At 66.6% G+C, this 22769-nt stretch carries 18 protein-coding genes and 1 tRNA gene; 6 read left to right on the forward strand and 13 right to left on the reverse strand.

What is annotated here, in order from left to right; all coding sequences use genetic code 11:
• Positions 1-6 precede the first annotated feature (6 nt).
• From VSR71_RS00280 to hrpA, 4 genes are all read right to left on the reverse strand, one after another.
• The gene (locus VSR71_RS00280) at positions 7-981 is read right to left on the reverse strand and encodes a sterol desaturase family protein (RefSeq protein ID WP_342912004.1); all 975 of its coding nucleotides are present in this window, start codon (positions 979-981) and stop codon (positions 7-9) included.
• The gene (locus tag VSR71_RS00285) at positions 981-1847 is read right to left on the reverse strand and encodes a polysaccharide deacetylase family protein (RefSeq protein ID WP_342912005.1); all 867 of its coding nucleotides are present in this window, start codon (positions 1845-1847) and stop codon (positions 981-983) included. The genes VSR71_RS00280 and VSR71_RS00285 overlap by 1 nt, the downstream gene beginning before the upstream one ends.
• An 18-nt stretch (positions 1848-1865) precedes the next feature.
• Positions 1866-2864, reverse strand: coding sequence for a beta-propeller fold lactonase family protein (locus VSR71_RS00290; protein WP_342912006.1), 999 nt, complete (start codon positions 2862-2864; stop codon positions 1866-1868).
• 141 nt (positions 2865-3005) lie between these two features.
• The gene (gene hrpA, locus VSR71_RS00295) at positions 3006-7130 is read right to left on the reverse strand and encodes an ATP-dependent RNA helicase HrpA (RefSeq protein ID WP_342912007.1); all 4125 of its coding nucleotides are present in this window, start codon (positions 7128-7130) and stop codon (positions 3006-3008) included.
• Between the two features lie 80 nt (positions 7131-7210).
• On the opposite strand from hrpA, the gene argA reads away from it, so the two are divergent.
• Together argA and VSR71_RS00305 are read left to right on the forward strand one after the other, a co-directional pair.
• The gene (argA, locus tag VSR71_RS00300; protein WP_428979340.1) at positions 7211-8629 is read left to right on the forward strand and encodes an amino-acid N-acetyltransferase; all 1419 of its coding nucleotides are present in this window, start codon (positions 7211-7213) and stop codon (positions 8627-8629) included.
• Between the two features lie 102 nt (positions 8630-8731).
• Positions 8732-9004: an oxidative damage protection protein gene (locus VSR71_RS00305; protein ID WP_342912009.1), complete on the forward strand. Its 273-nt coding sequence runs from the start codon at positions 8732-8734 to the stop codon at positions 9002-9004.
• A 111-nt stretch (positions 9005-9115) separates the two neighbouring features.
• Here VSR71_RS00305 and rpiA read toward each other — a convergent pair whose 3' ends face one another.
• On the reverse strand, positions 9116-9802 hold the full coding sequence (gene rpiA, locus VSR71_RS00310) for a ribose-5-phosphate isomerase RpiA (RefSeq protein WP_342912010.1): 687 nt from the start codon (positions 9800-9802) through the stop codon (positions 9116-9118).
• 188 nt (positions 9803-9990) lie between these two features.
• On the opposite strand from rpiA, the gene tal reads away from it, so the two are divergent.
• Complete coding sequence (gene tal / locus VSR71_RS00315) at positions 9991-10947, forward strand: transaldolase (RefSeq protein ID WP_342912011.1); 957 nt, start codon at positions 9991-9993, stop codon at positions 10945-10947.
• Between the two features lie 48 nt (positions 10948-10995).
• Here the strand turns inward: tal and VSR71_RS00320 are convergent, their stop codons facing one another.
• The 3 genes from VSR71_RS00320 to rnr form a co-directional block, all read right to left on the reverse strand.
• On the reverse strand, positions 10996-11727 hold the full coding sequence (locus VSR71_RS00320) for an NAD-dependent deacylase (RefSeq protein WP_342912012.1): 732 nt from the start codon (positions 11725-11727) through the stop codon (positions 10996-10998).
• A gap of 49 nt (positions 11728-11776) precedes the next feature.
• Positions 11777-12520, reverse strand: coding sequence for a 23S rRNA (guanosine(2251)-2'-O)-methyltransferase RlmB (rlmB, locus tag VSR71_RS00325; RefSeq protein WP_012353149.1), 744 nt, complete (start codon positions 12518-12520; stop codon positions 11777-11779).
• 75 nt (positions 12521-12595) lie between these two features.
• Entirely contained in the window at positions 12596-15193 is a 2598-nt protein-coding gene (rnr, locus tag VSR71_RS00330) for a ribonuclease R (RefSeq protein WP_342912013.1), read from the reverse strand.
• A gap of 70 nt (positions 15194-15263) precedes the next feature.
• Between rnr and VSR71_RS00335 the strand changes: the two genes are divergently transcribed.
• The 3 genes from VSR71_RS00335 (at position 15264) to VSR71_RS00345 (ending at position 16821) form a co-directional block, all read left to right on the forward strand.
• Positions 15264-15350, forward strand: a tRNA-Leu gene (locus VSR71_RS00335).
• A 341-nt stretch (positions 15351-15691) separates the two neighbouring features.
• Positions 15692-16138 (forward strand): Rrf2 family transcriptional regulator, encoded by a 447-nt coding sequence (locus tag VSR71_RS00340; RefSeq protein WP_342912014.1) that lies wholly within the window; start codon positions 15692-15694, stop codon positions 16136-16138.
• A gap of 71 nt (positions 16139-16209) precedes the next feature.
• Positions 16210-16821: an NAD(P)-dependent oxidoreductase gene (locus VSR71_RS00345; RefSeq protein ID WP_342912015.1), complete on the forward strand. Its 612-nt coding sequence runs from the start codon at positions 16210-16212 to the stop codon at positions 16819-16821.
• 60 nt (positions 16822-16881) lie between these two features.
• Here the strand turns inward: VSR71_RS00345 and VSR71_RS00350 are convergent, their stop codons facing one another.
• The 5 genes from VSR71_RS00350 to hflK all read right to left on the reverse strand — a co-directional run bounded on the left by VSR71_RS00350 (position 16882) and on the right by hflK (position 22642).
• Positions 16882-17451, reverse strand: coding sequence for a phosphoribosyltransferase (locus tag VSR71_RS00350; protein WP_209753810.1), 570 nt, complete (start codon positions 17449-17451; stop codon positions 16882-16884).
• Positions 17452-17590: 139 nt separating this feature from the next.
• The gene (locus VSR71_RS00355; RefSeq protein WP_342912016.1) at positions 17591-18931 is read right to left on the reverse strand and encodes an adenylosuccinate synthase; all 1341 of its coding nucleotides are present in this window, start codon (positions 18929-18931) and stop codon (positions 17591-17593) included.
• A gap of 85 nt (positions 18932-19016) precedes the next feature.
• On the reverse strand, positions 19017-20168 hold the full coding sequence (locus VSR71_RS00360; protein ID WP_342912017.1) for an ATP phosphoribosyltransferase regulatory subunit: 1152 nt from the start codon (positions 20166-20168) through the stop codon (positions 19017-19019).
• A 195-nt stretch (positions 20169-20363) separates the two neighbouring features.
• Positions 20364-21272 (reverse strand): protease modulator HflC, encoded by a 909-nt coding sequence (gene hflC, locus VSR71_RS00365; RefSeq protein WP_342912018.1) that lies wholly within the window; start codon positions 21270-21272, stop codon positions 20364-20366.
• An 11-nt stretch (positions 21273-21283) separates the two neighbouring features.
• Positions 21284-22642, reverse strand: a complete 1359-nt coding sequence (gene hflK, locus VSR71_RS00370; protein WP_342912019.1) for an FtsH protease activity modulator HflK — start codon at positions 22640-22642, stop codon at positions 21284-21286.
• Positions 22643-22769 lie beyond the last annotated feature (127 nt).

Raw genomic sequence — 22769 nt, forward strand, 5'->3', positions numbered from 1 at the left:
TTCGCTTCAGCGCAGCCGCAGCAGGCGCTTGATGCCGTACCACTGGTGGGCGAGAAAGCCCGAGCCGTAGTCGTGGCCCTTGCCCAGCGGCGGCGGCAGCTGGTCGCGAATACCGGTGGGGTGGTAGGTCTCGGTGAAGACCGCCGTGCCAAACAGCATGTCCCACCAGGGGAAGATCACGCCGTAGTTGCAGCCGCCCAGCCGCGCCGGGGCGCCGCTGGCTTCATGGCCGATGCCGACGGCATGGTGGGTTCGGTGGAAGCGCGGCGAGATCAGCAGGCGCTCGCCGATGGTGCCGAAATGCAACCGCACGTTGGCATGCTGCAGGCTCTGCAGCAATTGCGACAGAGCCACCAGCAGCACATATTGCGATGGCTCGACGCCCACGCCCAGCGCCACCAGCGCAAACACCAGGTCGCGCAGCATGTCGTCCAGCAGGTGATTGCGGTTGTCGCTCCACAGCGTCATCTGGCGCTGGCTGTGGTGCACCGCGTGCAGATGCCACCACCAGCGGAACGTATGCGACAGGCGGTGGTACCAGTAGTCGAGCAGATCGAACAGCAGCAGGTAGACGAAGAAGCTGACCAGCGGCACCGAGGTTACGCCCGGCCACCAGTCCTCGACATTGATCCGCTGCCAGCCCATCAGGCGCAGATGTCCTTCGAGCGAGTCCGTCGGCGGCGCCAGCAGGAAGAACATGGCGAGGCGGAACAGCCCGAGGCGGTGGATCGCCGTATAGAGCATGTCGGTGCGGATCGCCGCGCGGTCGGCCACCGGCTCCACCGGACGCCATTTTTCCAGCGGACCCAGGATCAGGAACATCACCGCGATCTGCACCAGCCCCACCAGCAGCCACTCGGTGCCGGTGAAGGCCTCTTCGGCATAGCGGCCGAACCCGAGGTCATAGACCACCGGCAGCACCACATCCTGGAACAGCGCGCCTTCGATCTGTCCGATCCAGCCGTTGAGCGACTCCCACATTACCGCCTGCCCTCCTGTTGTCCAACGGCATGCCGGGCGATCCAGTCGCGGTAGCCCGGGTGCTCGCGCAGCGTCGCGAAGCAGAAGCCCTTGCGCTCCAGCTCGGACAGCAGCGGCTCGAGCACGCCCGGCGCCCACGGGTCCTTGCGCGACCAGATACCCAGGTGCGCCATGGTGATGTCGCCATCGCGCAGCTTGTCGAGCGCGCGCTCGAGCAGCATCGCATTCGGGTAGCGGTCCGATGCCAGCTCATCGCCCAGGAAGCCGGCCGGCGCCCAGCCGACGTGGCGGAAGCCGCACTGCTCGGCCCATTGCAGCGTCTGCGGCGCGGTGCGGCCGCCCGGGGCGCGCCAGAGCGGCACCATCTCGGCACCGGTCATGTCGCGGAAGGCGTCGGCGCTGCGGCGCAGTTCGCGGCAGAAGCCGGCAGCATCCATCACCGTGTCCTTGCCGGCCTGCGCGCCGAACTGCGGCCGCATGGTCACCTGGCCACCGCGCACGCCGCGCAGGAAGACATGGTCGAAGGTATGCGTGCCGAAGGCATGGCCATCAGCGGCCAACGTCTTCCAGTAAGGCGCCCAGGACGGGTCGAGCGAGCTGTCCTGCCGCACCGTGGGTTCATTGGCCAGGAAGAAAGTCGCGCGGATCCTGTGGCGGCGCAGCGTGTCGGCGATCAGCTGAGCCTGGCTCATGCTGCCGGTATCGAAGGTCAGGTAGAGCGTGCCGGCCGGGCAGGCTTTTGCTGGAGCCGGGCTTGCATCCGCCGCATGCAGCGCGAAAGGCAAGGCGCAGGCAAGCGCGAGCCCCGCCAGCGTCCCGCCGAATCGTCCGAATGGTCTGGAAGGCGAAGCCGTGGTACCGCGCATGATCCTGCCCCGACCCGTTTAGTACAGCGGCGCGCGCGTGCGGAAGTAGATGCCGTGCGGCGAGCGGCCGACACGCACGGTCTTGACCAGCTTGCGGCTCGGCACGTCGATCAGCCCGACCGAGCGCGCCCAGCGGAACGTCACCCACAAGGTCTTGCCATCGGCGGTCAGCTCCATGTCGTCCGGCCCGGGCGGCAGGCCCGTGATGTCGCCGATCTTGGCGAGCGTCTGCTGGTCGATGATGCTGATGCTTCCGGTCACGCGATTGCTCAGGAACAGGTGGCGCTTGTCTCCCACCGCGCGGAAGTTATGCGCGCCCTTGCCGGTCTGGATCTGCTTGACCATGGTGCGGGTGCGCCAGTCGATCACGGCAATATAGTCCGCCCCGGTCATGCCGACCAGCAGGTATTTCTGGTCCGGTGTCACCCAGATGCCGGCCGGCGCGGAGCCGGCCTCCATGCGCCACAACACGTTCTGCGTGATCAAATCGATCGCGGCGACCTCATTGGAGTCCTGCAGCGTGATAAAGGCGATGCGGCTGTCTGCGGTAAAGGCGATATGGCTGGGCGTCTTGGCCAGCGGATATTGCTTGGCCAGCTTCAGCGCCTTGCCGTCCCAGCGGTAGACATCGACGCGGTCAAGCCGGTTGCCGGTGGCGACAAACCATTTCTGGTCGGGCGAGAAGCCGATCTGGTAAGGGTCGTCGATATTGGGAACGCGCTGCTGCACCTTGCCCGTCACCGGGTCCAGGAACACGAGGTCGTTGCCGACCGCGTTGGCGACGATCAGCGACTTGTCGTCGGGCGTCGCGATCAGGTGGTGCGGCTCCTTGCCGATCGGGAAAGTCTCCAGCACCTTCTGTGTGTCCTTGTCGATGAGCGTGACGGTTGCATCACCCGAATTAAGGATCACCACTACCTCCGCCAATGCCGGCGCGGCCATCAGGCCCAGCGCGAGCGCGCCCACCGTGATCCCACCAGCCACCGACCGACGCACCCACCGACGCAATGCGAACATAAGACCCGCTACAAGAAGAACTGAATCGGCGATTCTAACGTTTGGCCGGCTAATTCCGCTGACGTCGCGGCTGACGGCGAACAAGAATTTGGCAGATTGTTGCGCCGGCACGACCATTTGCGGCCGTACCGGCGCCCAGCGTCAGCGCTGCATCGATTCCCACACCTTCTGCAGCCGCTTCACCGACATCGGCACCGGCGTGCGCAGCTCCTGCGCGAACAGCGCAATGCGCAGTTCCTCCAGCATCCAGCGGAACTCTTCCAGCCGCGCATCCTCGCCGCCACGGCCTTGCGTGCGCAATTGCTTTTCGGCGCGCTGCCATTGTTGCAGCAGCGGCACCATCTCCTGAATGCGCTGGGTATCGCGCGCCGGGTCGCCCTTGAGCTTGTCGATGCGCATGGCGATGCCCTTCAGGTAGCGCGGGAAGTGGACCAGCTGCGTGTACGGGGTATCGTCGATAAAGCGCTTGCCCATCAGCCGGCCGAGCTGGGCCTCCATGTCGGCGTAGGCCGCGGCGAACGGCTTGGCCTGCAGCAGCTTGCGCGGCAGCCCGGCGTATTCGGCAAGGATCACGCCGGCCAGCCGCGCGATCTCCTGCGCCAGCAGCGACAGCCGCGTGCGGCCTTCGTCCTTGCGGGCGTTGAACTCGGCCTCGTTGCGCGGCAGCGGCGGCTGCATGCAGGCGCGTTCCAGCGCCAGCATCACGATCTGGTCGCGCAGCATTTCCTGCGAGCCCAGCGTCATGTACTGCATCGCCATCTGCTGCAGCCCGGGGATGTTCTTTTCGATGAACTTGACCTGCTCGCGCAGTTGCAGCGCAAACAGCCGGCGCAGCCCGAGGTGGTGGATGCGCGCGGCTTCCTGCGGATCGTCGAAGACCTCGACGTCGCAGTACGTGCCGCGGTCGACCAGGGCCGGGTAGCCGAACAGCGTCTGGCTGCCCTTGCGGATCTCCAGCAGCTCGGGCAGCTCGCCGAAGGTCCAGCCGGTCAGGTTTTCGTACTGGCCGGGTTCGGCGGCCGGCAACTGCGCGGCCTGGTCCGGCGAGCCGGCTCGCGTGGCCACCTGCGCGGCCGCCTGCGCGGCAACGCGCTGGAACGACTGCTGCGCCTGGCCGCCCAGCTCGGCGCGCAGTTGCGCCAGGTTGCGGCCCATGTCGAGCTGGCGGCCGTGCTCGTCGATGACCTTGAAGTTCATCGCATGGTGCGCCGGCAGCGTTTCCAGCTTGAAGTCGGCGCGCTTGACCATGGTGCCGGTCTCTGCGCGGATATCGGCTATCAGCACGTCCAGCAGTTCGCCCTCGCCGAACGGCTGGCGCGAGACAAAGCCGGCGGCGAAGTCCGGCAACGGCACGCAATGGCGGCGCAGCTTCTGAGGCAGCGACTTCAGTAGCAAGTGGACCTTTTCCTTGATCATGCCGGGGACCAGCCAGTCGGCACGCTCCTGCCGCACCTGGTTGAGCGCGTACAGCGGCACGGTCAGCGTCACGCCATCGCGGTGGCTGCCCGGCTCGAAGTGGTACGTCAGGCCCATGTCCACCCCGGCCACGTTCATGGTCTTGGGGAACAGGTCAGTGGTGATGCCGGCCGCCTCGTGCCGCATCAGCTCGTCGCGGTTGAGGTAGAGCAGCTTGCGGTCCCTGGCGCTTTCGGCCTGGTACCACTGCTCGAAGCTCGTTTGCTGGTTGATCTCCGCCGGAATGGCGCGATCGTAGAAGGCGTAGATCAGCTCGTCGTCGACCAGCACGTCCTGCCGGCGCGACTTGTGCTCCAGGTTTTCGATCTCCCGCACCAGGCGCTGGTTGTGCGAGAAGAACGGCAGCCGCGTATCAAACTCGCCCTCGACCAGCGCGCGGCGGATAAAGAGCTCGCGCGCTTCCTGCGGGTTCATCGGCCCGTAGTGGACGCGGCGGTGCTGGTAGACCACCAGGCCGTACAGCGTGGCCCGCTCCAGCGCCAGCACCTGACCGGCCTTCTTTTCCCAGTGCGGATCGCTCCAGCTCACCTTGAGCAGGTGGCCCCCGATCTGTTCCAGCCACTCCGGCTCGATCCGCGCCAGCGTGCGCGCGAACAGGCGGCTGGTCTCGACCAGCTCGGCCGCCACGATCCAGCGGCCGACCTTGCGCGCGATCAGCGAACCCGGCCACAGGTGGAACTTGATGCCTCGCGCGCCCAGGTACTCACGGCCCTTGCGGTCGCCATCCTCGATACGCACGCCGACGTTGCCGAGCAGGCCGGTCAGCAGCGCCTTGTGCACCTGCTCGTAAGTGGGCTCGCTCTCGTTCAGGCGCCAGCCCTGCTCGGCCACCGTGGTCAGCAGCTGCGAATGGACGTCGCGCCATTCGCGCAGGCGCAGGTGCGACAGGAAGCTGGCGCGGCACTGGTCCTGCAGCTGGCGGTTCGACTTCTTGTGCGCGACCGCGTCCTCGAACCACTTCCACAGCTTGACCCAGCCCAGGAACTCGGACCTTTCGTCCATGAACTTGCGGTGCGCCTGGTCCGCGGCCTCCTGCGCCTCCTGCGGGCGGTCACGCGGATCCTGCACCGACAGTGCGCTGGCGATGATCAGCACCTCGCGCAGGCACTGGTGCTCGCGCGCGGCCAGGATCATGCGGCCCACGCGCGGGTCGAGTGGCAGCTTGGCCAGCTGCCGCCCCGTCGGCGTGAGCTGGTTGGCGTCGTCGACCGCGCCCAGCTCCTGCAGCAGTTGGTAACCGTCGGCAACGGCGCGGCCCAGCGGCGGCTCGATGAACGGGAACGATTCAATATCGGTCAGGCGCAGCGCCTTCATGCGCAGGATCACCGCCGCCAGCGACGAGCGCAGGATTTCCGGATCGGTGAAGCGGGGGCGGCCGGTGAAATCCGACTCTTCATATAGCCGGATGCACACGCCGTTGGCCACGCGGCCGCAACGGCCGGCACGCTGGTTGGCGGCGGCCTGCGAGATCGACTCGACCTGCAGTTGCTCGACCTTGTTGCGGTACGAGTAGCGCTTGACGCGCGCCATCCCGGTATCGACCACGTAGCGGATGCCCGGCACCGTCAGCGAGGTTTCGGCCACGTTGGTCGCCAGCACGATGCGGCGCGTGTTGGACGGCTTGAACACCCGTTCCTGCTCCTGCACCGACAGCCGCGCGAACAGCGGCAGGATCTCGGTATGCGGCGGATGGTGCTTGCGCAGCGCCTCGGCGGCCTCGCGGATCTCGCGCTCTCCCGGCAAGAACACCAGCACGTCGCCCGGGCCCACCCGGCACAATTCATCGACGGCATCGACGATGCCGTCGTACAGATCGCGCTCGCGCGCCTGCGCGCTGCGCGGCGCGGCGCCCGGCGGTGCGTCGTCGGTGATCGGGCGGTAGCGCACTTCCACCGGGTACAGCCGGCCGCTGACCTCGATCACCGGCGCGGGCTTGCCGTTGAGCGTGAAATGTTCGGCAAAGCGCTGCGCATCGATGGTGGCCGAGGTGATGATCACCTTCAGGTCGGGCCGCTTCGGCAGGATCTGGCGCAGGTAGCCGATCAGGAAATCGATGTTCAGGCTGCGCTCGTGCGCCTCGTCGATGATGAGGGTGTCGTAGGCGCGCAGCAGCGGGTCGTTCTGCGTCTCCGCCAGCAGGATGCCGTCGGTCATCAGCTTGACCGACGCGCCCGCCGACATGGTGTCGTTGAAGCGCACCTGGTAGCCGACGTGCTCGCCCACAGGCGACCCCAGCTCCTGCGCGATGCGCTTGGCGGTGGAAGTGGCGGCGATGCGGCGCGGCTGGGTGTGGCCGATCAGTCCTCCGCTCATTTGCCCCGGATCGCGCCCCGGCCCGCGCCCGATCGACAGGCAGATCTTGGGCAGTTGCGTGGTCTTGCCCGAGCCGGTCTCGCCCGACACGATCACGACCTGGTTGGCAAGCAACGCCGCGGCGATCTCGTCGCGGCGTGCCGAGACCGGCAGCGCCTCGGGGAACGCGATCGGCGGCAGCGGATTGACCGTGCGTGGCGGCCGCGGCGGGCGCTCCTGGCGCGGACCGCGCGGCTGGCGCTGGCCGGGTTCGCCGGCCGGACGGGCGACAGCGGGCTCCGGGCGGCCGGCGGGCGGCCGGGCCTGGCGCTGGGTCTGCCCTGCGATCTGGTTCGGTGCCTGCGCGCGGGCCTGCCCTTTGGGCGGCCGGGACGGATTGGTCGGCGTGGACTGGCCGGCACCGGCCGGCGTCTGCGGGGCGCCGGGTTGACCTGGCCTGGCGGGCTTTGCAACCTTGAAGGGGCGTTGTTCTGACATTGGCCGGGATTATAATCCGCGGGATGAACGCCAGAACCGATACGCCGCAGCCGGCGACCACTACCGATACGGCAGCCGCCATGGCGGCGGAGCCGCCCGCCACGGCAGAACTCCCCCCGCCTGCCCCGACTTCGGCCGAGTCCGCCACTGCACCGGGGCCGGCAGTCGCCGATGCCATCGAACGCGGCGGCCCCGACCACCAGCAGTTCGTCGACTGGCTGCGCATGGTGGCGCCGTATATCCATGCCTTCCGCGGCAAGACCTTCGTGATCGCGTTCGCGGGCGAACTGGTCAAGTCGAACGTGCTCAACGCGCTGGTCAACGACGTGGCGCTGCTGCACGCGATGGGCATGCAGATCGTGCTGGTGCACGGCTCCCGCCCGCAGGTGGAAGAGCAACTGGCGCTGCGCCATGTCGAGTCGCAATTCGTCGACGGCGTGCGCATCACCGACAACGCCGCGCTCGAATGCGCCAAGGAAGCCGCCGGCGAACTGCGCCTGGACATCGAGGCCGCGTTCAGCCAGGGCTTGCCCAATACGCCGATGGCCGGCGCGCAGCTGTCGGTGATTTCCGGCAACTTCGTCACTGCGCGCCCGGTCGGTATCGTCAACGGCACCGACTACCAGCACACCGGGCTGGTGCGCAAGATCGATGCCGAGTCGGTGCGCATGTCGCTGTCGCACGGCAAGGTGGTGCTGCTGTCGCCGCTGGGCTTCTCGCCGACCGGCCAGGCCTTCAACCTGTCGATGGAAGACGTGGCCAGCGCCACCGCCACCGCGCTCAAGGCCGACAAGCTGATCTTCATCACCGAGGTGCCGGGCGTGCCCGACCCGGTCGGCAAGCTGATGCCGGAAATGTCGCTGCGCACAGCAGTGGAGCGCCTGCAGAACAACCACCTGCCGCACGACGTGGCGGACTACCTGCGCCACCTTGTGAAGGCGCTCAAGGGCGGCGTGCCGCGTGCGCACCTGATCCCCTTTGCACTGGACGGGTCGGTACTGCTGGAACTGTTCCTGCACGATGGCGTCGGCACCATGCTGTCCGATACCGACCTCGAAAGCCTGCGCGAAGCCACGCTGGACGACGTCGGCGGCATCCTGCAACTGATCGCGCCGCTGGAGGCGGATGGCACGCTGGTGCCGCGCGGACGCCACCTGATCGAGCGCGATATCGCCAATTTCTCGGTGATCGAGCACGATGGCGTGCTGTTCGGCTGCGCCGCGCTCTATGACTACCCGCGCGAGAACATGGGCGAAATGGCCTGCCTGACGGTCTCCACTGAAGCCCAGGGCACCGGCGACGGCGAGCGCCTGCTCAAGCGCATCGAGCGCCGCGCCCGCGCGCTCGGCCTGGAGCGCCTGTTCGTGCTCACCACGCGCACCGAGCACTGGTTCCTCAAGCGCGGTTTCGTCCACGCCAATGTCGACGATCTCCCGGAAGACAAGCGCAAGCTCTATAACTGGCAGCGCAAGTCGATGGTGCTGATGAAAAAACTGTGACGGCGTAGGGTCAATGGCCGCCGCGCCGCGGCCAGCCGCCTGCTTGGCTACAATAACGCCAGCGCCCTGAGCCCAGTCTAACGAACGAACAAGGAGTCCCCCATGGCCCGCATGGTCCATTGCATCAAGCTGAACAAGGAAGCCGAAGGCCTCGACTTCCCGCCGCTGCCCGGCGAACTGGGCAAGAAGATCTGGCAGAGCGTGTCAAAGGAAGCGTGGGCCGGCTGGCTCAAGCACCAGACCATGCTGATCAACGAGAACCGCCTCAACATGGCAGACACGCGCGCGCGCCAGTACCTGCTCAAGCAGACCGAGAAGTACTTCTTCGGCGAAGGCGCCGACCAGGCGCAGGGCTACGTGCCGCCGCAGTCCTGATTCCGGACCGCGTCAAACGACAAAGGGGTGCACGAGGCACCCCTTTTTGCTGGCCGATCGACTGCTGGCAGATTGACTTCCGCTTAACGGCCGACCGACCTATGCGTCGGATCAGTAGTCCGTGCGCTGCACACCGTCGCCGGTGCCAAGCAGCAGCACGTCCGCGCCACGCAGCGCGAACAGGCCCACGGTCACCACGCCCGGCACCTGGTTGATGGTTTGCTCGAGCCCGCGCGGATCCTCGATCTTCAGACCGGCAACGTCCAGGATCACATTACCGTTGTCGGTCTTGTAGATGCCGCCTTCCTTGGTCATGCGCAGCTTCGGCTGCCCGCCCAGCGCCTGCAGCTTGCGCGCGACGGCCGCACGTGCCATCGGAATCACCTCGACCGGCAGCGGAAAGGCACCCATGGTACCGACCAGCTTGCTGCCGTCGGCGATGCAGACAAAGCGCTTCGCCACCGAGGCAACGATCTTCTCGCGCGTCAGCGCGCCGCCGCCGCCCTTGATCATGGCGCCGCTGGCATCGATCTCGTCGGCGCCGTCGACATACACCGGAATCTCGTCGACTTCGTTCAGGTCCAGCACCTTGAACCCGTGCTGCTGCAGGCGGCGCGTGGAAGCCTCGGAGCTCGACACGGCACCCGCGAAGCGCTCCTTGAACACCGCCACGGCATCAATGAAGAGGTTGGCGGTGGAGCCGGTGCCCACGCCCAGCACGGCGCCTTCGGGAACTTCCTGCTTCACATAGTCGGCGGCGGCCTGCGCCACCAACGCCTTGAGTTCATCCTGAGTCATGACAACAGCCAGATTGCGTTGGAGGAAACGCATAGTGTAGCGGATAGAGCGGCATACCCCGCCACCGGCGGTACAATGGATCGGCCGGGCCGGCGCTTGCCGCCCCGCCACCGCGAACCGAATCGTCAACGATTCAGCGCCAATTCAGCGCCAATTCAGCGCCAATTCAGCGCCAACGACTAAGCGACATGAACCAGCTCGAACAACTCAGGCAGTTCACCACGGTAGTGGCCGACACCGGCGACTTCCAGCTGATGAAGCAATACACCCCGCAGGACGCGACCACCAACCCCTCGCTGATCCTGAAGGCCGTGCAAAAGCCCGAATACCGGCACCTGCTGGAGAAGGCGGTGCACGATCACCATGGCAACGGCGGCGTCGATGCGGTGATGGACGAAGTGCTGATCGCCTTCGGCTGCGAGATCCTGGCGATCGTGCCGGGCCGCGTCTCGACCGAAGTCGACGCGCGCCTGTCCTTTGACACTACCGCCAGCGTCAACAAGGCCCGCCACCTGATCCAGCTGTACGAACAGCGCGGCATCGCGCGCGAGCGCGTGCTGATCAAGATCGCGTCGACCTGGGAAGGCATCCGCGCGGCCGAGATCCTGCAGCGCGACGGCATCCGCTGCAATATGACCCTGCTGTTCTCGCTGGTGCAGGCAGTGGCCTGCGCCGAGGCTGGCGCGCAGCTGATCTCGCCCTTCGTCGGCCGCATCTTCGACTGGTACAAGAAGCAGGCCGGCGAGCAGTGGGACCCGGTCGCCAACGGCGGCGACAACGATCCCGGCGTGCGCTCGGTGCGCCAGATCTATGACTACTACAAGAAGTTCGGCTACCCGACCGAGGTGATGGGCGCCAGCTTCCGCAGCACCGCGCAGATCCTGTCGCTGGCCGGCTGCGACCTGCTGACCATCAGCCCGGAACTGCTGGAGCAGCTCGCCGCCGGCCAGGGTGCTTCCGAGCGCAAGCTGTCGGTCGACCAGGCACAGGCCGCCAATATCGCCCGCATCACGGCGGACGAGCCGGCATTCCGCTGGCAGCTGAATGAAGACGCGATGGCCACCGAAAAGCTGGCCGAAGGCATCCGCCTGTTCGCGGCGGACGCGGTCAAACTGGAAAAGCTGATCGGAGAGATTGCCAAATAAGCGCCAGATAGGCGCCAGGCAAGCCGGCAGTTCCGGCTCGGTAGGTGCTCAGTCCGGCTCTACCCCCGGCTGCGGCCACAGCAGCGGCAGCAAGGCGCCTGCCGCTGCCGGCACCACCAGGTCCGCGGTCTGGTCCAGCGCGGACGCCAATGGATTGATCACGATGACGGGCGCGCCGTGCTCCTTCGCCAGCCCCGGCAGCGCGGCAGCGGGATAAACCAGTCCCGACGTCCCCACCACCAGGCACAGGTCCGAGGTTTCCGCCGCGTGCTCGGCGCGAAAACGCGCCACGCGCGGCAGGTCTTCGCCGAACCACACCACGCCCGGACGCATCAGCGCGCCGCACAGATGGCAGCGCGGCGGCATGCCGGGCAACGCGCTGGCTTCCTCGCAGCGCCCGCAACCGTCCAGCCATTTGTTGGCGAACAGGTTGCCATGCAGTTCGATCACATGCTGGCTGCCGGCACGCTGATGCAGGCCGTCGACGTTCTGCGTCACCAGCGCGACGGTCTTCTGCGCGGCCAGCGCCACCAGCGCGTGGTGCGCTGGATTGGGATGCGCGGCCGCAACCAGCGCGCGCCGGTGCAGGTACCACTCCCACACCAGTTCCGGCTGGCGCCGGTAAGCCTCTTCGCTGGCCAGCTCCTCCGGATTGAACCGTTCCCATAGGCCAGTCATCGCATCGCGGAAGGTCGGCACGCCCGACTCGGCCGAAATGCCGGCACCGGTCAGCACGAAGATGCTGCGCGCCTGCGCGATCAGCCGACGCGCCTCTTCCATCCCGGGCCAGGGCTCAGAGGTGGGGCGTAGCGGATCGGCCACCATGGCGTCAGCGCGGCAGGCGCCGCTGGCGCACCGCTTCGTACAGGCAGACGCCGCTGGCCACCGAAACGTTGAGGCTCTCGACACCGCCCGCCATCGGGATGCCGACCAGTTCGTCGCAGGTCTCGCGCGTCAGGCGGCGCATGCCCTCGCCTTCGGCGCCCATCACGATCGCGGTCGGGCCCTTGAAGTCGATGTCGTACAGGGATTTCTCGGTACCGTCGGCGGTGCCGATCACCCAGATGCCGCGTTCCTGCAGCTCACGCAGCGTGCGCGCCAGGTTGGTCACGGTGATATACGGCACGGTCTCGGCCGCGCCGCTGGCCACCTTGGCCACGGTTGCATTGAGGCCGACGCTGCGGTCCTTGGGCGCGATCACGGCGTGCGCGCCGGCGCCGTCGGCCACGCGCAGGCAGGCGCCCAGGTTGTGGGGGTCAGTGACGCCGTCGAGCACCAGCAGCAGCGGCGTGCCTTCGATGCCATCGAGCAGCTCGTCCAGGTTCAGCGCGAGGGCAACGTCCTCGGCGCGCGCCACCACGCCCTGGTGCCGGTCGGTGCCGGCCATGCCGCGCAGGCGCTCGGCGTCGACCGGATGCAGGCGCACGCCCAGGCTTTCGGCCAGGCGGACGAAGTCTTGCATGCGCCGGTCGCGGCGGGCGGATTCGATGTAGATATCCGACACGCCCTTGGGATCTTGCCGCAGGCGAGCGGTCACGGCGTGGAAGCCGATCAGGAGTTTTTGTTTAGCCATGGGCGCGATTGTACTCGCCCGTGCGCCGTCCCCGCGCAGGCGGGGACGGCGGCTGGCCTCAGCGCCCCTCTTGCCTTAACGCTTGCGGGGGGTGCGCTTGGCGGCAGACTTGCCGGCCGTCTTGGCAGGACGCGACTTCGACGCCGGCTTGCGCGGCTTCTCCAGGTGCGCGGGCTTTGGCTTGGCCGCGCGCTTGGCCGGCTTGCCGCCGGTCCTGACGTGCGGCTTGAGCGGCGTGATCACCGCTTCGAACACCGGCTGCTCCTCGATCACGCGGTCGAGCGTCTCGTCGAACGACTCTTCCGGCTTGGAGGAACCGCCCAGCAGCGCCGCCAGCTGGCGCCCCTTCTTGCGCGCCGGCACCGCGTGGGCGGCCGGGACGCGCGGCTGCGTGTCGGTGCCGGTTGCGCGCGCACGCAATGTCTTGGCCGACGGCTCCTGCACCAGGCGGAAGTCGATCTTGCGTGCGTCGAGGTCCACACGCGAAACCTGCACGCGCACGCGGTCGGTCAGGCGATAGCGGATGCCGGTACGCTCGCCGCGCAGTTCGTTGCGGGCCTCGTCGTACTGGAAGTAATCGCTGCCCAGTTCGGTCACGTGCACCAGCCCTTCGACATACAGCTCGTCGAGCTGCACGAAGATGCCGAACGACGTCACGGCGCTGACGGTGCCGGCAAAATCGCTGCCCAGCTTGTCGCGCATGAAGTAGCACTTGAGCCAGGCTTCGACATCGCGCGACGCCTCGTCGGCACGGCGCTCGTTGGCCGAGCAATGCAGGCCAAGCTCGTCCCAGATCGCCTCGTTGCGCTTGGCGCGCGCCGCGGCGAGTTCCGCCTTCTGCTCGGCGTCCTTGGCCTGCAGGCGGCGCGCCTTGGGCGAGATCGCGGTGTTCAGTTCGGTGCCGTGGGCAAATGCCGGCTGGTACTTGGTATGCGCCAGCACCGCCTTGATCGCGCGGTGCACCAGCAGGTCGGGATAGCGGCGAATCGGGCTGGTGAAGTGTGCGTAGGCCCCGTACGCCAGGCCGAAGTGGCCGATATTGTCGGGGCTGTACACCGCCTGCTGCATCGAGCGCAGCAGCATGGTCTGCAGCATCGGCGCATCGGGGCGGGACTTGATCTTGTCCATCACCTCGGCATAGTCGGACGCCTGCGGCTTGTCGCCGCCGCCCAGCGACAGGCCGGCTGTCTTGAGGAATTCGCGCAGGTTCTTCAGCTTTTCTTCGCTGGGGCCGGCGTGGATGCGGTACAGCGCCGGGTGCTTGAAGCGCTCGAGGAAATCCGCCGCGCACACATTGGCGGTCAGCATGCATTCCTCGATCAACCGGTGCGCATCGTTGCGGGTGCGCGGGAGGATCTGTTCGATCTTGCCCTGCGCATTGCAGACGATATAGGTTTCGGTGGTGTCGAAGTCGATCGCGCCGCGCTCGCGCCGCGCCTTCAGCAGGACCTGGAACAGCTCGTACAGGTTCTGCAGGTGCGGCACCAGCTCGGCGCGCTTGTGCGCCTCGGGACCCTTGGTGTTGGACAGGACCGACCAGACCTCGTTGTAGGTCAGGCGCGCGGTCGAGTGCATCACCGCGGGATAGAACTGGTAGCCCTTGAGTTCGCCCTTGGCCGTGAGCACCGCATCGCAGACCATGCACAGCCGGTCGACATTGGGATTGAGCGAGCACAGTCCGTTGGACAGCTTCTCCGGCAGCATCGGAATCACGCGGCGGGGGAAGTAGACCGAGGTGGCGCGGTCCAGCGCATCGGCATCCAGCGGCGTGCCGGGGCGCACGTAATGCGACACATCGGCGATCGCCACGATCAGGCGCCAGCCTTTTGCACGGCCGATCTTGACCGGCTCGCAGTAGACCGCGTCGTCGAAGTCGCGCGCATCTTCGCCGTCGATGGTCACCAGCGGGATGTCGCGCAGGTCGATGCGGTGGTCCAGGTCGGCCTGGCGCACCTCATCCGGCAAGGCGGCGGCGTCCTTGGCAGCCGCCGGCGAGAAAGCATGCGGCACGCCATACTTGCGCACCGCGATCTCGATCTCCATGCCGGGATCGTCAATCTCGCCGAGGATCTCCACCACGCGGCCCACCGGCTGCACATAGCGGTCGGGATATTCGATCAGCTCGACGCTGACCACCTGCCCCACGCGCGCCTTGCCCTGCGCCTTGGGCGGGATCAGGATGTCCTGGCTGATGCGCTTGTCCTCGGGCGCAACCACCAGCACGCCGCCCTCGCTGAGCAGCCGCCCGATCACGTAGCGGTTGGCGCGCTCGATGATCTCGACGATCTGGCCCTCGGGCCGGCCGCGGCGGTCGTAGCCCACCACGCGCACTTGCGCGCGGTCGTTGTGCATGGCCTTCTGCAGTTCGCGCTCGGGCAGGAAGATATCGTCTTCGCCATCGTCGCGGATCAGGAAGCCGAAGCCGTCGCGGTGGCCCTGCACGCGGCCGGTGACGAAGTTGGGCTGGTGGGCCAGTTCATAGCGGCCCTTGCGGTTCAGTTCGATCTGGCCGTCGCGTTCCATCGCCGCCAGGCGCTTCTGGAAGCCGTCATGCTCCTTGCGCGTGACCGACAGGGCCTTGGCGATATCGCCTGCCGACTGCGGAGATCCCGACGTTCTCAGCACGCCCAGGATTTCTTCCCGGCTGGGGATCGGATAGTTGTTCTGATTCAATTTTTTCTGGAAACTAATTGACAAAATTCTCGCGCTCTCTATAATGAGCGCTTCGGTTGTTTCGACACCTGCCCAGGTGGCGGAATTGGTAGACGCACTAGGTTCAGGTCCTAGCGGTGGCAACACTGTGGAGGTTCGAGTCCTCTCCTGGGCACCAGATCACCGGGAAACCCGCAGCGCTTTCGAGCCCTGCGGGTTTTTTGTTTTCGGCGCTTTGTTGGCGTACCAGATCCGGCAACTTCCACTCCTTGCTTGGCGGCAACCTGCCGCGGTGTCATACGTGAGCGTACGGGGTTTTTCCCGTCCTTGAAACCGCGCGCTATGCCTTGCGCGGCAACCAAACCACATCGGCCGGCGATGTCGAGGAGTGTAACAGCTTCAGTGGCGATTCCGGCATTCCGAAGACCACCATATCGCGTCCCCGTCCTTGTCATCGGCGTCAACGTTGACAGCAGCCATGATATGTAACTATCATGGTTTCACATTATCCCCGACACCATGAGCACGAGCAGCCGGTTCGCCGTAGCGGTCCACATCCTTACCCTGCTGGCCAGTTCCGAGGAACCGGTGCCGTCGTCGATGATCGCCGGCAGCGTCGGCACGAACCCTGCCCTGATCCGCCGGCTGGTGGGCCAGCTTGCCGAAGCGGGCCTGGTCAGCACCACCATGGGCAGCACGGGCGGCGCCACGCTGGCACGTCCGGCGGCATCGATCACGCTGCTTGAAGTGTTCCGCGCGGTGGAAACCACCGCGCTGATCACGCTGCACCAGAGCGCGCCGAACCCGGCCTGCATGGTCGGCCGCGAAATCACCGGCGCGCTGCGCAAGGTTGCCGACCGGGCCCAGGCGGCCATGGACAATACGCTGGCCGGCATCACCATTGCCGGGATGCTTGCCGATGTCAAAGGCGCCGGGGAAGGTACCAGCCAGCGCCGCAAGCGCTGAATTTTTTTGCCCCGATGTGTAACCATGCTGGTTTCATATCGGCTCTGCCACCCAGTAATGAAGGAGTGACCATGCATATCGCAATCATCGGCGCCACCGGGCGCGTCGGCACGCGCCTGATCGAAGAAGCCCTGCGCCGCGGCCACCAGGTGACCGCCATCTCGCGCCAGGCGAGCCGGCTGCCGGCACGCGCCGGCCTGACCGCCAAGGACGTGGATGGCACGGATGGTGCCGCACTCGCGGCGGCGCTGGCAGGCAATGACATCGTCATCAGCACTGCACGCTTCGCGCAACTGAACGCGCAGCAGGTCACCTCGGCCGTGCGCCAGGCCGGCGTGCCTCGACTGCTGGTAGTGGGCGGCGCCGGCAGCCTCCATGTCGCACCGGATGTGCAACTGGTCGATACGCCCACCTTCCCTGAAGCGTACAAGACCGAGGCCCTGGCGGGCCGCGACTTCCTCAATGCGCTGCGTGGCGAGCAACAGATCGACTGGACCTTCCTGTCGCCGTCGGCGCTGTTCGAGCCGGGCGAGCGCACCGGCAAATTCCGTATCGGCGAGGAAACCCTGCTGAGCGATGCCGCGGGCAAGAGCTGGATCTCGATGGAGGACTACGCGATTGCGATGCTCGACGAGATCGAAAAGCCGGCGCATTCGCGCCAGCGTTACACGGTCGGCTACTGACGCCATCCGTGCCAGTGCCGCGCGGCGGGTGCCGCCGGCACAGGTGCGGCCGAGCCGCGCTCAGGCGCTCGCGTCGTCGTCGAGCAGGCTGGCGCGCTTGCCGCGCTTGAGCCAGGCGCCCAGGTTGTGCGGGCGCAGCGTGTCGTACTCTTCGAACGGCTGGTGGATCCAGGGGTTCGACGGCAGGAAGGTCACGTGATAGTCCGGCTCGACCTTCGAGCAGGCCTTGTACCACAGCACCGCCGAGCGCACCTCGGTCACCGCCGGATAGCGTTCCTTCAGGTGGCGGCCCACGCGTTCCAGCGTGATGCCCGAATCGACCAGGTCATCGACCAGCAGGATCTTGCCCGACAGCTCGCCGCGCGTCATGGTGATGTACTGCGCAATGTCCAGGTCGCCCTGCTGCGTGCCGGCCGCTTCGCGATAGCTGCTGGTGGCCAGGATCGCCAGGGGCACGTCGAAGATGCGCGACATCTGGTCGCCCACGCGCAGGCCGCCGCGCGCCAGGCACAGGATCTTGTCGAACTTCCAGCCCGACTCATGCACGTTCAGCGACAGGCGTGCGATCAGGCGGTGGTATTCGTCCCACGAGACCCACAGGTTCTCTTCATCGTTGGTTGGCAGGTTCATCGTTTTGCTCTAGATATCTTCGTGGCCGGCCGGGCCCGGCGGGCCAATAAGGTTCGGCCCGCTTGCGCGGGCCGATGTTCTGTTGCAGGCCGCGGCGTTCGTGGCGCCGCGGCACTACGTCGTGCTTCTGGTTGCCAGGTCAGACCTTGTACGGGTGACGCAGCAGGATGGTCTCGTCGCGGTCCGGGCCGGTCGAGATCATGTCGATCGGGATGCCGACCACTTCTTCCACGCGCTTCAGGTAGACGCGGGCGGCCTCGGGCAGCGCGTCCCACGACTTCACGCCGAAGGTCGACTCGTTCCAGCCCGGGAACTCTTCATAGACCGGCTCGCAGCGCGCCACGGCATCGGAGCCGCGCGGCAGGATGTCGACGGTCGTGCCGTCCAGCGTGTAGCCGACGCACAGCTTGATGCTGTCCAGGCCATCCAGCACATCCAGCTTGGTCAGGCACAGGCCCGACACACCGTTGATCTGCACCGAGCGCTTGAGTGCGGCGGCATCGAGCCAGCCGGTGCGGCGCGGACGGCCGGTGACCGAACCGAATTCCTTGCCGACGTTGGCCAGGCGCACGCCGACCTGGTCCTGGCGCTGCGGGTTGTCGTTGTCGTACAGCTCGCTCGGGAACGGGCCCGAACCCACGCGCGTGCAGTAGGCCTTGGTGATGCCCAGGATGTAGTTCAGGCGGCCCGGACCGACGCCGGCACCGGCGGCGGCCGCACCGGCCACGCAGTTGCTCGAGGTCACGAACGGATAGGTGCCATGGTCGACGTCGAGCAGCGTGCCTTGCGCGCCTTCGAACATCAGGTTGCCACCGGCGGCGTTGACCGCGTACAGCTCGGCCGAGACGTCGGCCACCATCGGGGCCAGGCGCGGCGCGAAGGCCAGCGCGTCGTCCAGCGTCTGCTGGAAATCCACGGCTTCGGCGCCCAGGTACTGGGTCAGCATGAAGTTGTGGTAGTCCAGGTTCTCGCGCAGGCGCTCGGCAAACTGCTCGGGATCGAACAGGTCCTGCACGCGCAGCGCGCGGCGGGCAACCTTGTCTTCATACGCCGGGCCAATGCCGCGGCCGGTGGTGCCGATCTTGGCCGCGCCGCGACGGGCTTCGCGCGCCTTGTCGATGGCAACGTGGTACGGCAGGATCAGCGTCGCCGCCTCGGAAATGCGCAGGCGGTTCTGCACCTGGAGGCCGGCGGCTTCGAGTTCTTCGATTTCACGGAACAGCGCCTCGGGCGACAGCACCACACCGTTGCCGATGTAGCAGATCGTGCCTTCGCGCATGATGCCCGACGGGATCAGGCGGAGAATGGTCTTCTTGCCGCCGATGATCAGGGTATGGCCGGCGTTGTGGCCTCCCTGGAACCGCACCACGCCCTTTGCATGGTCGGTAAGCCAATCGACGATTTTTCCTTTGCCTTCGTCACCCCACTGGGTGCCGATCACGACGACATTGCGTCCCTGGCCTACTGCGGATGCGGACATATTGCTTTGGTCAATAGGTTAAAAACGTATTCTACTCTTGTTGCAGGGCGATTCCCGATTTTTGGCCGGGATTGCACGCCCGGCGTCAGCGCGGCACCACGGCCCAGCCGGAATCCTGGCGCACCAGCTGGCGATCGCAGTTGAATTCGTCGAGCTCGTGGGTATGGCCGGGCAACGACTGGATCACGATCTCGCCGGCGGCGCGCAGTGCGGAAATCGCGGCGCGCAGTGCCGGATCCGCATCCCAGGGTGCGAAAATGGCCTGGGCGCGCACTTCCACCGGTGACAGCGACGCCACTTCGCGCAGGTCGAGCGAAAAACCCGTCGCCGGCCGCGCGCGGCCGAAGGCTTCGCCCACCTTGTCGTAGCGCCCGCCCCGGGCCACATAGTTGGGCAGGCCCGCCACGTAGGCGGCGAACATCACACCGCTGTGATAGTGGTAACCACGCAGGTCCGACAGGTCGATGTTGACGCTGGCGCCACGCACCTGCACCGCCAGCGCGGCCAGTTCGTCCAGCGCGCGGCCGATCGCCGGGCTTGCCGGCAGCGTGGCGCGGGCGCGCTCCAGCACTTCCACCCCGCCGTACAGCGTCGGCAGCGCCAGCAGCGCATCGCGTTCGGTCTGCGGCATGCCCATGGTCAACTCGCGCAGCGCTGGCACATCCTTGGTCTCGAGCGCGGCAAAGAGCGCGTCCTCGATCTTTCGGATCGACGGCAGCCCGGCAAGCAGCGCTTCCAGGATGCCGGCGTGGCACAGGTCGATGCGGATCTCCGACAGGCCCGCCGCCTGCAGCGCAGCCAGCATCAGCTCCTGGATCTCGACGTCGGCTTCAAGACCGGCGTGGCCGTAGATCTCGGCGCCGATCTGGATCGGCTCGCGCGTGGCATGGAAACCCGCCGGCCGCGCATGCAGCACGTTGCCAGCGTAGCAAAGGCGCGTCACGCCGGGCCGGTTCAGCAGGTGGGCGTCGATGCGCGCGACCTGCGGCGTGATATCGGCCCGCAGGCCCATGGTGCGGCCCGACAACTGATCCACCAGCTTGAGCGTGCGCAGGTCCAGGTCATGGCCGGTACCGGTCAGCAGCGACTCCAGGTACTCCAGCATCGGCGGCATCACCATCTCGTAGCCGTAGGTGCGGAACAGGTCCAGCATGCGGCGGCGCAGTTCTTCGATCTTGCGCGCTTCCGACGGCAGCACGTCGGCAATGTTTTCTGGCAGCAGCCAATGGTTAGACATGGTGAATCTCTTCTCGGTCATTCGGTTACCCCGCGGACTCCGCGTCCGCGGCGCCGGGCCGCGCCCGGGCACATTGTTGCCGCAGTCTTGCCTCTCCGTGCGCCCGGGCCATCACTCGGCAATGATGGCTCCAGCCGGACAAAACCCCGGCAAGCCGGGGTTTTCGTCAATTCGCCACACGGACAAGCGGACGTTCTAGCGCTTGCCTCCGGGCCCGCCGGACGCGGCCGCCGCGGCGCCGCCGCTGGAACGCATGTAGCGGAAGAACTCGGAATTGGGCTCCAGCACCAGCACGTCGCGCTTGTCGCGGAAGGTGTTGCGATACGCCTCCATGCTGCGCCAGAACTGCGCGAACTGCGGATCACGGCCAAAGGCATCGGCATAGATCTGCGACGCCTTGGCATCGCCATCGCCCTTGATCTTCTGGGCATCGCGATAGGCTTCAGCCAGCACAACTTCGCGCTGGCGGTCAGCGTCAGCGCGGATCTTCTCGCCTTCGGCCGCGCCAGTGGAACGCAACTCATTGGCCACGCGCTTGCGCTCGGCTTCCATGCGGCGATACACCGATTCACTGATCGCGGGCAGCAGGTCGACGCGCTTGAGGCGGACGTCCAAGATCTCGACGCCCACCGACTTGGCGTATTCGACCATGCCGTTGCGGATGGCCTGCATCACCTGTTCGCGCTCGCCCGCGACCACGTCGGCCACGGTGCGCCTGCCGAACTCCTCGCGCGCCACGGCGTCGATGCGCTGGGTCATGCGGTCCTGCGCGCCGCGCAGGTTGCCGCCGAAGGCGACAAAGAACTTGCGCGGATCGGTGATGCGCCATTTGACGAACCAGTCCACCACCATGCTCTTCTTCTCGGCGGTCAGGAAGCGCTCGTTGGCGGCCACGTCGATGGTCTGCAGGCGACGGTCCATGAACACCACGTTCTGGAACGGCGGCGGCAGCTTGAAATGCAGGCCGGGCTCGCGCACCACCTGCTTGATCTCGCCGAAGGCGAACACCACGGCGTACTGGCGCTGGTCAACCACGAACAACATCGAAGACAGCACCGCCAGCAGGATGAAAAAGCCGATCGCGAAGGAAATCAGTCGGTTCATGACGGGTCTCCTCAGCGCGAGTCGCGGTCACGGTTGCGCAGCGATTCGCGCGACCGGGTATCCGGCGAAGTCTCGGGAACCGGCGCCGGCGTACCAGCGCCCGGCTGCCCTGGCGCGGCGGCACGGCCGTCGCCCTGACCCTGCGCCATCAGCTTGTCCAGCGGCAGGTAGAGGAGATTGTTACCCTGGCGCGCGTCCACCAGCACTTTGGTCGAATTGCTGTAGATCTGCTGCATGGTCTCAAGATAAATCCGGTCGCGCGTCACCTGCGGCGCCTTGGCATATTCGGTCTGCACCGAGCGGAAGCGCGAGGCATCGCCCTCGGCCTGCGCCACCACACGGGAGCGGTAGGCTTCGGATTCTTCCTTCAGTCGCGCGGCGGTACCCTTGGCGCGCGGAATAATGTCATTGGCATAGGCCTGGCCTTCGCTGATCGCGCGCTCGCGGTCCTGGCTGGCCTTGTTGACGTCGTCGAACGCGGCCTGCACCTGCTCGGGCGGCTGCACACTCTGCACGTTCACGGAAAGCACGCGGATGCCGGTCTTGTACGCCGTCAGGATCGCCTGAATCGACTTGGCCAGGCCCTGCGCGATCTGTTCGCGGTTCTCGTACAGCACCGAGTCCATCTTGTTGCGGCCGACGATCTCGCGCACCGAGGTCTCGGCGGCCTGGGTCACCAGTTCTTCGTCGCCGCCGCGGTCGGTCTTGTTGAAGAACAGGAATTCGGTTGCGTCCTGGATGACGTACTGGACGGTGAAGCGGACGTCGATGATGTTCTCATCCTGCGTCAGCATCGACGAGTCCTTCAGGTTACTGTCCTTGATCGACGTGGACCGACCCACCTCGACCGAACGCACCGCCGACAGGTTCACGACCTCCGCCGACTGCACCGGCCAGGGCATGCGCCAGTTGATGCCGGGACCGGCCGAATACTTGAACTTGCCGAACTGCAGGATCACGGCGGTCTGGCCTTCCTGCACCATGAAGAAGCCGCTGGCCAGCCAGATGCCGACCACTGCGGCCACAATCACGCCGGCGCCCACGCCCGAGCCCTTGCCCGGGGTGCGCGGGCCACCAAAACCCTGGTTGCCGCCACCGCCGTTTTCCTTGCGGCCGAGCAGGCCGTTCAGGCGGCGGTTGAAATCGCGCCACAGTTCGTCCAGATCCGGCGGGCCGCCATCCTGTTGCGGGCGCTGGTTCTGCTGGCGGTTGTCGTCGCGGCCGTCCTTCTTGTCGTCGTCGTCACCGTTGCGACCCCAGCGCGGATCGTTCAGCGAGAAGATGGCGCGCAGGCGCTGCCAGCCCGCGCGTGGCGCGAAGCGGCCGCCTGGTGTCAGGCTCGAATCAGCATTCCGGGGAAACTGGGGCATGAAGTGCACGGGTCCGGGGAAGTTTGTAACAGGGGGATTCTAGCAGTCATCTGCGCCACATTTGCCCAAATCGCGACCAATCCGTGGAAAGGCGCTCCGAACCTGGCCGCAGAAGCACTGCAACGGC

This window comes from Cupriavidus oxalaticus, from assembly GCF_038900635.1.
GTDB lineage: Bacteria > Pseudomonadota > Gammaproteobacteria > Burkholderiales > Burkholderiaceae > Cupriavidus > Cupriavidus oxalaticus_B.

What these genes read in the sequence shown, in the direction of transcription:
- VSR71_RS00280 (WP_342912004.1), bottom strand. Translation starts at nt 981, where the DNA reads ATGTGGGAGTCGCTCAACGGCTGGATCGGACAGATCGAAGGCGCGCTG.
- VSR71_RS00285 (WP_342912005.1), bottom strand. Translation starts at nt 1,847, where the DNA reads ATGCGCGGTACCACGGCTTCGCCTTCCAGACCATTCGGACGATTCGGC.
- VSR71_RS00290 (WP_342912006.1), bottom strand. Translation starts at nt 2,864, where the DNA reads ATGTTCGCATTGCGTCGGTGGGTGCGTCGGTCGGTGGCTGGTGGGATC.
- hrpA (WP_342912007.1), bottom strand. Translation starts at nt 7,130, where the DNA reads ATGTCAGAACAACGCCCCTTCAAGGTTGCAAAGCCCGCCAGGCCAGGT.
- argA (WP_428979340.1), top strand. Translation starts at nt 7,211, where the DNA reads ATGGCGGCGGAGCCGCCCGCCACGGCAGAACTCCCCCCGCCTGCCCCG.
- VSR71_RS00305 (WP_342912009.1), top strand. Translation starts at nt 8,732, where the DNA reads ATGGCCCGCATGGTCCATTGCATCAAGCTGAACAAGGAAGCCGAAGGC.
- rpiA (WP_342912010.1), bottom strand. Translation starts at nt 9,802, where the DNA reads ATGACTCAGGATGAACTCAAGGCGTTGGTGGCGCAGGCCGCCGCCGAC.
- tal (WP_342912011.1), top strand. Translation starts at nt 9,991, where the DNA reads ATGAACCAGCTCGAACAACTCAGGCAGTTCACCACGGTAGTGGCCGAC.
- VSR71_RS00320 (WP_342912012.1), bottom strand. Translation starts at nt 11,727, where the DNA reads ATGGAAGAGGCGCGTCGGCTGATCGCGCAGGCGCGCAGCATCTTCGTG.
- rlmB (WP_012353149.1), bottom strand. Translation starts at nt 12,520, where the DNA reads ATGGCTAAACAAAAACTCCTGATCGGCTTCCACGCCGTGACCGCTCGC.
- VSR71_RS00340 (WP_342912014.1), top strand. Translation starts at nt 15,692, where the DNA reads ATGAGCACGAGCAGCCGGTTCGCCGTAGCGGTCCACATCCTTACCCTG.
- VSR71_RS00345 (WP_342912015.1), top strand. Translation starts at nt 16,210, where the DNA reads ATGCATATCGCAATCATCGGCGCCACCGGGCGCGTCGGCACGCGCCTG.
- VSR71_RS00350 (WP_209753810.1), bottom strand. Translation starts at nt 17,451, where the DNA reads ATGAACCTGCCAACCAACGATGAAGAGAACCTGTGGGTCTCGTGGGAC.
- VSR71_RS00355 (WP_342912016.1), bottom strand. Translation starts at nt 18,931, where the DNA reads ATGTCCGCATCCGCAGTAGGCCAGGGACGCAATGTCGTCGTGATCGGC.
- VSR71_RS00360 (WP_342912017.1), bottom strand. Translation starts at nt 20,168, where the DNA reads ATGTCTAACCATTGGCTGCTGCCAGAAAACATTGCCGACGTGCTGCCG.
- hflC (WP_342912018.1), bottom strand. Translation starts at nt 21,272, where the DNA reads ATGAACCGACTGATTTCCTTCGCGATCGGCTTTTTCATCCTGCTGGCG.
- hflK (WP_342912019.1), bottom strand. Translation starts at nt 22,642, where the DNA reads ATGCCCCAGTTTCCCCGGAATGCTGATTCGAGCCTGACACCAGGCGGC.